Source organism: Aquimarina megaterium XH134, from assembly GCF_000520975.1.
In the GTDB taxonomy this organism is placed as follows: domain Bacteria; phylum Bacteroidota; class Bacteroidia; order Flavobacteriales; family Flavobacteriaceae; genus Aquimarina; species Aquimarina megaterium.
The window spans coordinates 33,235-43,855 of record NZ_JACB01000002.1; the positions used below are offsets into that span (position 1 = coordinate 33,235).

The window sequence follows — 10,621 nt, forward strand, 5'->3', positions numbered from 1 at the left end:
CTTGTGATATGTGTAAAATACAAAAAAAACGGCATCGGTAATTTTAAAAAAATGTTATAATTTTTTTACCTAACCAACGGCTTTCTTATAAACTGTAAGACAACGCTCACGTGCCATTTTATGTTCTACCATAGGTTGTGGATAGGTAAGCTCATTAATGTTATTAACCCAGGTATGGATATAGGAAAGTTGTTTATCGAATTTGGTGATTTGTGTAGTAGGATTGAAGATTCTAAAATAAGGAGCTGCATCAACACCAGAACCGGCTGCCCATTGCCAGTTGCCTACATTTGCAGACATATCATAGTCTACTAGTTTTTCTGCAAAATAAGCTTCACCCCACCGCCAGTCGATCAATAAATGCTTGCATAGAAAACTAGCAACCACCATGCGTACACGATTATGCATATATCCTGTTTGATTAAGTTGTCGCATCCCTGCATCTACTAATGGATACCCTGTTTGACCATTCATCCATTTTTCGAATTCTTGTTCGTTATTTCTCCATTCGATTCGATCATATTTCGGTTTAAAAGAAGAATCCTTTGTATACGGATAATGCCATAGGATTTGCATGAAAAACTCTCTCCAGATAAGCTCTGACCAAAATACCTGATTATCTTCAGTAATAGCTTTTTTGATAATCGATCGAATTCCTACTGTTCCAAAACGTAGATGAGGGCCAATTTTTGAAGTTCCGTTTTCTTTTGACGGGAAATTTCGGGTCGCCTCATAGTTTTGAATAAGATGAGATGAGATATCATAATCCAGAACCTTGATAGATGAGGTTACAAATCCCATTTCCTGTAATGTTACATTAGCAAGATCAGTATCCTTAACCAAATTGTTAAGATATAGTTTTGTAGAATGAATTTTTAATAAGGTGGGGTCAAATATTTCTTTCCACTTGTTTTTATAGGGAGTGTATACCACATATGGATTACCATCTTTTTTTACAATTTCATTTTTTTCAAATATCACCTGATCTTTAAAAGTATGTAATTGAATGCTATGCTTTTGTAAAAGGTTTTTGATTAGAGTATCTCTTTCTTTTGCATAGGGTTCGTAATCATGATTGGTGTATACCTGTTGTATTTCGTATTGAGAAATTAGTGTTTCAAAAACTGTTTTAGGAGTGCCATAATAGAGCGATAAAGAACTTTTGTATTGATGTTGAAGTGCTAACCTCATTTTTTGCAGCGTTTCAAAAATAAAGGTTACCCGGGCATCATTTTTTGGTAAATGATCTAAAATATGTGTATCAAAAATAAAAATAGGTAAGACTGGATACTTTCCTTTTAGTGCTTTAAGAAATCCTGTATTGTCATCTAATCTAAGATCTCTTCTAAACCAGAATACAGTGACTTTCTCTTTCATAAATTAGTTTACATTAAGAGTAGACATACCGCCATCTACACCTATAATCTGACCTGTAATCCAGCTACTATCATCACTTAACAAAAAACGCGCAATATTTGCGATATCTTCTGCTTGTCCTACACGTTTCATAGGATGGCGATTATCCATGAGTTCTTTCTTTTTTTCATTACTTAATAACCCTTTTGCAAGAGGAGTATTGGTTAGTGATGGTGCGATAACATTTACTCTAAATTTTGGAGCATATTCTGCAGCTAATGCTTTTGCAAATCCTTCTATTGCACCTTTTGCAGCTGCAATACTGGTATGAAAAGGCATTCCGACCTTTACAGCTACTGTACTAAAAAATACTAAACTTGCTTGTTCAGAATTTTTTAATTTTGGGAGTAGGGTGTGTATGATTTTGACCAAAAACATAAAGTTAATCTGCATGTCTTCTTCAAATACTTTTGGAGTTAACATGTTGAAAGGCTTGAGATTGATACTACCCGGACAATATACAAAACCATCGATTCTTTCGGGAAGAACAGAAGTGTCGATTTCATCCTTTGAGGCATCATAAGGAATATGAGTTACTTCTAGATTACCCAGATTTTCTGAAGTCCTTGAAGCAATAAATACAGTATGCTCATTATATAGTTTAAGAGCAATTTCAAAACCAATTCCGTGACTTCCACCTATAAGAAGAATATTTTTTCTCATTATTTAAGTTTTACACAAATATAATTTCATTATTTGCTTTGGTTTCTATTGTTCCGAATAATTCGATTAATTTCTTTTTGCGATATTCAAACACTTCCTTTAATCTTGGTTTTACAATCATAGGGTGAATTAATTGCCCTAATATCCCGAACGGTATTTTATAGTCTATAATATCTTCCATTTCAATACCACCAGGAATTTCTTTAATAAAGTGTTTATGGTGCCATAACGAGTAGGGACCAAATCGTTGTTCGTCTACAAAATATTCTTTGTTCTTTACGTGTGTTATTTCTGTAACCCATTTGTTTTTGATTCCTGCGATTGGAGTAACAATATATTGTATGATTTGACCAGGATACATTTTACGATCAGCACCCGATAAGACCTCAAATTTCATATACTCTGGTGTTATGGTTTTTAGGTTTTTTGGATCAGAAAGAAACTCCCAGGCTTTTTCTATAGATATAGGAAGGTGTTGTTTCGTTTTTAATGTATAGATTTTCATAGCTTACGAAAGTATACCAACAAATGTATGAATTTTTTGTTTAACTTATGGTAGTTTTTGTTAAACAGGATAAGAATAAGCTTTGTCAGAAAAAACTTTTAGCCCAGGCTTTTGCTTCTTCGAGCGTACTAAAAAACGCAAAGGATTTACCGTATAATGGCTGTTCTAGAATGGCTTTATCCCTTTCTTTATCGTTACTAGATACAATTGCCAATCCTATCATATTATCTAATACCCCTTGTTTATATATCTCTGGAGAGACTTTGTGCTCAAACTTGCGATGGCTAATCATTATAAAATTCTTTGATTCATAATGCTTTTTAAGTTTATCTCTTAGTATTGAAGCTCTATTAAGTGAAAATTCTACATTTTCATTAATAGTAAGTATAGCATATTGATCGTATAGGTCTATTTTACAAAATTCATTAGAAAAATGCTCCATTGGGGGATATGGGTATTGTTTATGAATTGTAAATATATGTTAAAAAGAATGACTTTTATAGGGTATAATACCAAAAAATCAGTTTATGTGGATAAAGTAACTGGTAATAAAACTTAAATTGGCTTTGCTTAATTTTGATAATAACCAAAAATAGACAAGTTAATTATTAGAAAACACTAGAATTGACGCTTTTTTCGTAATAATCTTCCTAGATACACAACGGGTAAAGCTTATTATTCTTTAGCAATCTTTACAACAATTATCGGGTTTTACCAGTTTACAGGTTAGAACAGCTAATAGTGCACCTAGAACAGGAGCAATAAAATACAACCATTGATGTTCCCAATGACCAGATAATAGAGCGGGCCCCAGTGACCTGGCTGGATTCATTGAAGCATTAGTCATCGGACCGGCAAACATGGCTTCTAGCAATACGACACCGCCAACTGCAATCCCGGCCATTGTACCGGTTTCTTTTGAGCCTGTAGAAACATTAATGATAACAACCATAAGAAAATAAGTGAGTAATGTCTCTAGAACGAATGCTCTTAGATCATCGAAAGCTGGTAGGGTACCGCCAAGGAACTCACTTTCAGGAAATAAAAAGAGTAGAATACTACTAGCTGCTATAGCACCAATACATTGAGCAACAATATACTTAGGTACTTCTTCCCATTCAAATTTTTTGGCATATGCAAATGCAATGGTAACTGCAGGGTTAAAATGTGCTCCGGATATTTCTCCAAAAGCATAAATCATTGCCATTACAATAAGCCCCCAGGTAATCGCTACACCAACGTGAGTGATATCTCCGCCGGTTACTTCATTAATAGTCATAGCACCAGTACCGCAAAATACCATACTAAAGGTTCCTATGCTCTCAGAAATATATTTTCTCATTACTTTTTTAAAATGATGACAAATATACTATTACTTATTTTAAGTTTTTGTTAACCTTTAATGTATGTTGTAATCCTTATTTTCGTCATTAAGTAATTTAAACCAAACTAAACTAACTACAATGAAAAAGATCATCTTATTTCTTTCTATGGCTTTATTTTCTTTAGGAATTGAAGCTCAGGTAAAAGCACCACAACCAAGTCCTACTTCTAAAATAGAGCAGGTTATTGGGTTGACAGATGTTTCTGTTGAATATTCTCGCCCTAGTATGCGAGGAAGAGCTATTTTTGGAAATTTAGTGCCTTATGATAAGCTATGGAGAACAGGAGCTAATAAAAATACTCAAATTACATTTAGTGATGATGTAAAAGTTGCTGGTAAAGAGTTAAAAAAAGGAACATATGCAATTTTCACAAAACCAGGTAAAGAAAATTGGGAAGTGATTTTTTATAGTGATGCAAACAATTGGGGGACTCCACAAAAATGGGATGATACCAAAGTAGCAGCTACCGCAACTGTAAAATCAAATACATTACCTATGAATGTAGAGACATTTACAATCATGTTTAGTGATTTTAAAATGGATTCTGCAGTTATGAATTTTATTTGGGCAAACACAGAAGCTGCAGTTACGATAACAACTGCTGCAAAAGCACAAACTATTGCCAGTATCGAAAAAACTATGGCAGGACCAACCGACAGAGATCATTATCTTGCGGCTACTTTCTATAAAGATTCTGGAGATTTTGCAAAAGCAAAAGAACATATTGATAAAGCGATATCACTACGTAAAGAGCCTGCTTTTTGGTACCATAGACAACAATCTTTGATTTATTCTCTGGCTGGAGATAAAGATGGGGCAATAAAAGCAGCAAAAACTTCGTTAGAGTTAGCAGAGAAGGCAGGAAATGCCGACTATGTTAAAATGAATAAAGATTCCCTTGCAGAGTGGGGAGCCAAATAAACACTCTTTTTCACACACAAATCATAAAAGCGTTCCATTTGGAACGCTTTTTTGTTTTCTAATCTTCTTCTTCTAAAAAGAAGATATCTTCTAAAGGTTTTTTGAACAGTCTGGCAATTTTTAACGCCAGAACTGTTGATGGGACATATTTATCCTTTTCCATAGCATTAATCTAATGTTTGTATGTTACAGATCGAAAAACAAAAGAGAGAGATAGTAGTTATGAAATAAAGCAAATAGATTATATGAGTTATTAGCTAATCATTGAGAGATATCATAAAAATCCAGTATGAGGAAGTTTTTTGCAAAAAATACATGAAAAAATATGCATCTTTGTTATAAAAATCAATCAAAAAAACATGAAAATGTAAGTAACATTTTCAATAACTGAGACATAAACATTAAATTAAGTGTCATAAATATAAACTAGAAAACAAAAGTGAGAAATGAAAAAAACAGTATTATCGATTATAGTATTTGGAGTTACTTTAGGACTTAATGCACAAATCACTGAATTACCTAATGGCAATGTTGGAATTGGTACAGTTACTCCCGATCAGAGTCTAGTAGTTAATGGAAGAATCTCTTTTGATTATGGAGACAACAAGTCCTACAATGGATTTAGAAGGAATGGCGTTAAAACAGAATATTATAACATAATAACAGGAGGAACTAGTGTTATTCATGAATTTACAGGTTCAAATGGGGCTATTATGTCGTTAAAAAATGACGGGAAAATAGGAATTGGAACGACTAGTCCTAATGATAAACTACATGTAAATGGGAATACTACTTTAAATATATATCATGGAACTACACAGGGACATTTAAATTTTAGACAAGGCCAACCAGTAACAGACGTTGCTATAGTAACAGCTCAACACGGGTTTGCTACATATAATGGTCTTAGAATTAATGGGACAAATGGAGTATCTATTGGAACTAATAATGGAGTAGAAAGGCTAAGAGTCGATAGTGCTGGAAATGTAGGAATTGGAACAACTAGTCCTGATATGAGGTTGACTGTAAAAGGAAACATCCATGCAGAAGAGGTATTAATCGACTTAAACGTTCCTGCTCCTGATTATGTTTTTAAAAAGGATTATAATTTGAGAAGTATTGAGGAGGTAGAGAAATTTATTATAGAAAATAGTCATTTACCAGAAATACCATCTGCAAAGGAATTTGAAAAAAATGGAGTGATGCAAGCAGAAATGGATATGAATCTTCTTAAAAAAATTGAGGAATTAACGCTTTATACAATCCAACAACAAAAAGAAATTGATGAATTAAAATCCCTTGTTAAGAAGCTACTTAAATCAAAAGAATAAAGGATTTATAACTATCTCAAATAAGTTACAAAAATGATATCATCTGGTTTTGGTAATAATCTCAATTTTATATAACGAATTGATACATCAAAAAAGATGAATTAATAACTTAATATGTTTAATACCCCAGTTTCTAATTACTTAAGAATACATAGAATGTGGATTGGTTTTGATTTAAGAGCTAAGATTTTCTTCTTCTTAATTCTTATAATAAGTCAATTTTCTTTCTCACAAGAAAATCAATGCGAGATCAAATTGATTGGTAATTGGGAAGTTTTCAATTGTATTGTTCCTTATCAAAGGCCACCAATAGATTCTTCTAGATATTATAATCATTGGTTTATAAATAAGAAAACTATTAGGATAGGTGATAGTAGAAAACATGATTATGTAATGAATACAGAATGTACGGAACTACATTTAATGTATCAATCTGGCAGTGGAATGAAGTTTTTAGTTCGCAAATTAACTAAAGACTCTCTAATAATCGAGTATAAGGATTCTCCTCATGAATCCCTAGTATATTGGCTAAAAAAACAGGATTAAAAAAATATTATGAAAACACAACACTGTATAATAACTCTAATTTTACTGATAACATTTTCTTTTAGTTATTCTCAAAAATGCTTGAGTGATGAATATTTAGATCAGTACAAATTAGTAGATAAAAATATAATAGAAAATGTAAAGACTGTTGTTAAAAGTTTTCAAGCTAAAAGCAACTCCTCTGATCAAACAATTATCATACCTGTAATATTTAATGTGATTCATTCAGGTGAATCTATAGGAAATGGTAAGAACTTATCTAGACAAAAAATTTTGGAGCAAATAAATATTTTGAATGAAGCCTATGCAGGGGCTTATGGAGGAGTAGATACAAAGATTAAATTTTGTTTAGCAGAAAAGGATATTTATGGAAATTATACAGATGGAGTTAATCGTTATTTCGGCCCTTCCTATTTTGATACTGGGAGTGATGTTCCTTGTAACCCTAAAAAAGTTAGCTTAATAACAGATCAAAAAATTAAAAGTTATAGAAAACCGGGATTCCCTACAAATCAATATTTAAACTTATGGACAACAGATATTAGAGCCTGTGATAACAATCAGGATTTAGGATATTCTTCATTTCCTTTCATAAGAGATAACAATAAATTAGATGGAGTAGTTATTGACTACTATTATGTTGGAAAAAGTGATAATTCCACAGTATATAATTTAGGTAAAACAGCTGTTCATGAAATTGGACACTGGCTAGGTTTATTTCATACTTTTCAATACGATTCTTGTTCGTCAAATTGTGACACAGATGGAGATATGATTTGCGATACCGAAGGAGTACAAAGACAGGCACATTACTCTAATCAAGATGCGTGTTTAGGGTATAATTGTAACAATCAAGTTACCAATGCTATTCAAAATTTTATGGATTATGCTAGAGATGAGTGTCAAACTTTTTTTACACAAGGACAAAAAGATAGGATGCGAAATATGTTAAGTCTTTATAAGCCAATGATTTATAATAAAGAATCGAATGCAAATGGTATTGTTTCGTGTTCAGGAGTACCTCCAGGTACTGGAGGAACACCAGGAGGATGCACTATTGGAAATACTCCAGTTCAGAGCATATATCCTCCTAATGAATTGTATACTGTTGATTGGTTAAATGAATTTGGAGGAAGAATTGAAGTGAATGATAAATGGTTGATTACTACTGATGCTAAAGCCGATTATTTATTAATTTACGAAAGAAGTGGTTGTGCTTATAATCTTAAGCAGAATTTCGCAATTGACTTTTATTGGTCAATTTCTGCAGACGAGGGTCTTATTCTTAGGGATAATGAAATAATTGTTTCCTCTTGGACAGATGATAAAGTTTATATCTATAATTACAATACTACCAGTGATCAATGGTATTTAAAGCAAACTATTCAAAATAGTTCAGCAACTAGTAAAGTAGGCTATGATGTTTTTACTTTAGATGATTTTCTTTTTGTTTTAGAAGCATCAGACACAAATAATATAATAAGAATATATAAGAAAGATAGTAATGGAAATTATCAGTTTCATCAAAATTTCTCTGTTCCTGGGTATAATTTGTCATCAAATTCTAGCCATTATACAGTTTTAAATTACTCTAAGGTAAAGAGAGGGAATTATGATCCTAATGAAATATTTTTACCTCTTACCAATAAATTATTTGGTATTTTAGAATTAAATAGTAGTAATCAATGGTATTTATCTGAGACGATACAAATGGATTTTATATCGTCAGAAGAAGGATTTATCACTTCTGAATTATCTAATAATTACTTATATATGGTTACAAAAAAAGATTATAGAACAGTATATGATGATATTTATTTATATACAATACCGATACAGTCAGATAATATAAAACAATCTCTTACAGGTACAATTTCAAATAGAAAACAGTTTTTAAAAAAGTATAACAATGCCTCTTATAGCAGTAAATTAAGGGTTTTTGGAGATCAGTTCTTTATTTTTGGCCCTGGATCTCATGGAGGATTTTCATATTTGTTTTTTACCAATACTAAGTATGGACAAAACGTTACTTTTCCAGAGTGGCAACAAAAAGATATTGATTTAGAATGCTTCTCGGATCATGATTCTGATTATGAGGTATATGGTAATTTATTGTTTTCTGGATTAGGAGACAAACATAAAATAAATGTGTATGACATGTATGATATATTATCAAGTATGGGATATAGTGCTGATTATATTTATGATTCTGCATTTTATAAATATAAAAATTGTTCTGTTCCAAAATTAAAAGTATCCTATTTTTCTGATGAAGTCACTTTTGGAGGTAACTGTAATGTTATATTTGATGGAGTTCATAAAGATATTTCGGCAAGAAAGGCTATTAATCTTAAACCAGGTACTAAAATTAAATCTGGCTCTACAGTATCATTTACATTAAAGAACCAAATCTGTAATTCAATAATTTCTTCTCATAATAAAAATAATGCTTCTATTGAACAAAATAATGAAGATTTAAGTCCAATAAAGCTAATTTCTAACCAAGAAGATGTTAATTCAAATCCGATTACAATATATCCAACCCCAACACAGAATGGATTTGTACATGTTAAATCTAGAAATGTTAATATCCAAAATATAGTTATCTATAATTTGTTTGGGAAATTGGATTTATCATTAAATGAACTGAATTTGAAAAATCCTAAAGAAATTGATATTAACCTTAGCAGATACCCAAAAGGTATTTATTTAATAAAGATTTCAATGATTGATAATAATGAAGTTATTAAAAGGATTTTAATAGAATAAGAGTACAAAATCACTAGCTACTTAATTTTATGATAATAGAATGAAACGTCTTTATTCTATTGGTTTGTAACCCTGTATAGGAAAGTCTATACAGGGTTATAAACTACTGGGATGCATTCCGATCTAGAATCATAACGATGCAAATGAACAAAACCCCTGTATGTCAATCCTTGTTGAATCCGAATAAAATCTTAATTACTGCTAGTCATAGTATAATTCGATTTTTTCTCTAACCGTATCTAACAGGTTGATTAACTGGATGTTTTTTTCGAAACTCATGACTGTACTTTCTGTACGATTTTGTAGCAACATTTCCTATACATGAATAGCTTCATATTTATAACCGTTTGTAGCAACGTTAAATTCTATACGTTCTGATTTTCCTTCTCTTTCAAATCTTCCATTTATCGAAACAATATCAGGCGCAAAAATTTCAGGAATTAAGCCTGGTGTTTTTTGTCCGATATATGGGCCTTCCAAGACTGGAAATTCATTTTGACCATAATTTTGAGTAATAATTATTATAAAGAATAGTATGTAAATGTGAGTATTAACATATTTCATAATGTATCCTCATTAATATTATTTATGTACTTTTGACCATGCGCGGGTTTTGTACCTTTAGTTATATTTTTTTACTGAAGAACTATCGGTATTCATAATATAAATATTCCAGTCTCCATTCCTGTAGTCTCCATCCTTGTTCGTGTTTGATCCAAAAAGTAGTTGAGTACCATCATTATACCAAGATGGGCGCCAATCATCAACATCATTATTTGTTATTCGTTTTTGATTACAACCATCTATATTCATCACATAAATTTCAAAATTTCCATCTCTCTTAGACATAAAAGCGATTTGCTTGCCATTAGGTCAAACTGCAGGATCCACTCACCAGCTTCATTATTTGGTCCTGGCTAACGTAGAAATGTCGCTTTTCTACCATGAGAGAGAATCTTTTTTACTGAAGAACCATCGTTATTCATAATATAAATATGTGATTTTTTATCCTTGTTGGTTGATGAAAAAATTATTTTAGAACCATCAGGGGACCAGGATGGGTGCCAATCATCAACATCATTATT

Annotated in this window: 11 protein-coding genes; 4 read left to right on the forward strand and 7 right to left on the reverse strand. The window is 31.6% G+C overall.

The window, feature by feature from the left end; translation table 11 throughout:
• Positions 1-69: 69 nt before the first annotated feature.
• From Z053_RS0102780 to Z053_RS0102800, 5 genes are all read right to left on the reverse strand, one after another.
• Positions 70-1,377 (reverse strand): cryptochrome/photolyase family protein, encoded by a 1,308-nt coding sequence (locus Z053_RS0102780; protein WP_025663508.1) that lies wholly within the window; start codon positions 1,375-1,377, stop codon positions 70-72.
• 3 nt (positions 1,378-1,380) lie between these two features.
• Positions 1,381-2,079, reverse strand: coding sequence for an SDR family NAD(P)-dependent oxidoreductase (locus tag Z053_RS0102785; protein WP_025663509.1), 699 nt, complete (start codon positions 2,077-2,079; stop codon positions 1,381-1,383).
• Positions 2,080-2,089: 10 nt separating this feature from the next.
• Positions 2,090-2,584: an SRPBCC family protein gene (locus tag Z053_RS0102790; protein WP_025663510.1), complete on the reverse strand. Its 495-nt coding sequence runs from the start codon at positions 2,582-2,584 to the stop codon at positions 2,090-2,092.
• Between the two features lie 85 nt (positions 2,585-2,669).
• Positions 2,670-3,026, reverse strand: a complete 357-nt coding sequence (locus tag Z053_RS0102795) for a hypothetical protein (protein WP_025663511.1) — start codon at positions 3,024-3,026, stop codon at positions 2,670-2,672.
• 240 nt (positions 3,027-3,266) lie between these two features.
• Positions 3,267-3,926 carry an MIP/aquaporin family protein gene (locus Z053_RS0102800; RefSeq protein ID WP_025663512.1) on the reverse strand — a complete coding sequence of 220 codons (660 nt, stop codon included), beginning with the start codon at positions 3,924-3,926 and terminating at the stop codon, positions 3,267-3,269.
• Between the two features lie 121 nt (positions 3,927-4,047).
• Here Z053_RS0102800 and Z053_RS0102805 point away from each other — a divergent pair, with 121 nt between their 5' ends.
• The 4 genes from Z053_RS0102805 to Z053_RS0102825 all read left to right on the forward strand — a co-directional run bounded on the left by Z053_RS0102805 (position 4,048) and on the right by Z053_RS0102825 (position 9,536).
• The gene (locus tag Z053_RS0102805) at positions 4,048-4,890 is read left to right on the forward strand and encodes a DUF2911 domain-containing protein (RefSeq protein WP_025663513.1); all 843 of its coding nucleotides are present in this window, start codon (positions 4,048-4,050) and stop codon (positions 4,888-4,890) included.
• 446 nt (positions 4,891-5,336) lie between these two features.
• The gene (locus Z053_RS29770) at positions 5,337-6,221 is read left to right on the forward strand and encodes a tail fiber protein (RefSeq protein WP_025663514.1); all 885 of its coding nucleotides are present in this window, start codon (positions 5,337-5,339) and stop codon (positions 6,219-6,221) included.
• Between the two features lie 114 nt (positions 6,222-6,335).
• Positions 6,336-6,767: a hypothetical protein gene (locus Z053_RS0102820; RefSeq protein ID WP_035094831.1), complete on the forward strand. Its 432-nt coding sequence runs from the start codon at positions 6,336-6,338 to the stop codon at positions 6,765-6,767.
• 9 nt (positions 6,768-6,776) lie between these two features.
• Positions 6,777-9,536 carry a M43 family zinc metalloprotease gene (locus Z053_RS0102825; RefSeq protein WP_035094834.1) on the forward strand — a complete coding sequence of 920 codons (2,760 nt, stop codon included), beginning with the start codon at positions 6,777-6,779 and terminating at the stop codon, positions 9,534-9,536.
• A gap of 315 nt (positions 9,537-9,851) precedes the next feature.
• Here Z053_RS0102825 and Z053_RS31300 read toward each other — a convergent pair whose 3' ends face one another.
• Both Z053_RS31300 and Z053_RS0102835 read right to left on the reverse strand, forming a co-directional pair.
• A complete protein-coding gene (locus Z053_RS31300; protein WP_206539202.1) occupies positions 9,852-10,016 on the reverse strand; it encodes a hypothetical protein in 165 nt (54 codons plus the stop codon).
• 141 nt (positions 10,017-10,157) lie between these two features.
• Positions 10,158-10,385: a TolB family protein gene (locus Z053_RS0102835; RefSeq protein ID WP_025663518.1), complete on the reverse strand. Its 228-nt coding sequence runs from the start codon at positions 10,383-10,385 to the stop codon at positions 10,158-10,160.
• Positions 10,386-10,621: the final 236 nt, after the last annotated feature.

Excerpts from the sequence above, each read along its gene's own strand:
- Z053_RS0102780 (WP_025663508.1), bottom strand. The coding sequence starts at position 1,377 with ATGAAAGAGAAAGTCACTGTATTCTGGTTTAGAAGAGATCTTAGATTA.
- Z053_RS0102785 (WP_025663509.1), bottom strand. The coding sequence starts at position 2,079 with ATGAGAAAAAATATTCTTCTTATAGGTGGAAGTCACGGAATTGGTTTT.
- Z053_RS0102790 (WP_025663510.1), bottom strand. The coding sequence starts at position 2,584 with ATGAAAATCTATACATTAAAAACGAAACAACACCTTCCTATATCTATA.
- Z053_RS0102795 (WP_025663511.1), bottom strand. The coding sequence starts at position 3,026 with ATGGAGCATTTTTCTAATGAATTTTGTAAAATAGACCTATACGATCAA.
- Z053_RS0102800 (WP_025663512.1), bottom strand. The coding sequence starts at position 3,926 with ATGAGAAAATATATTTCTGAGAGCATAGGAACCTTTAGTATGGTATTT.
- Z053_RS0102805 (WP_025663513.1), top strand. The coding sequence starts at position 4,048 with ATGAAAAAGATCATCTTATTTCTTTCTATGGCTTTATTTTCTTTAGGA.
- Z053_RS29770 (WP_025663514.1), top strand. The coding sequence starts at position 5,337 with ATGAAAAAAACAGTATTATCGATTATAGTATTTGGAGTTACTTTAGGA.
- Z053_RS0102820 (WP_035094831.1), top strand. The coding sequence starts at position 6,336 with ATGTTTAATACCCCAGTTTCTAATTACTTAAGAATACATAGAATGTGG.
- Z053_RS0102825 (WP_035094834.1), top strand. The coding sequence starts at position 6,777 with ATGAAAACACAACACTGTATAATAACTCTAATTTTACTGATAACATTT.
- Z053_RS0102835 (WP_025663518.1), bottom strand. The coding sequence starts at position 10,385 with ATGTCTAAGAGAGATGGAAATTTTGAAATTTATGTGATGAATATAGAT.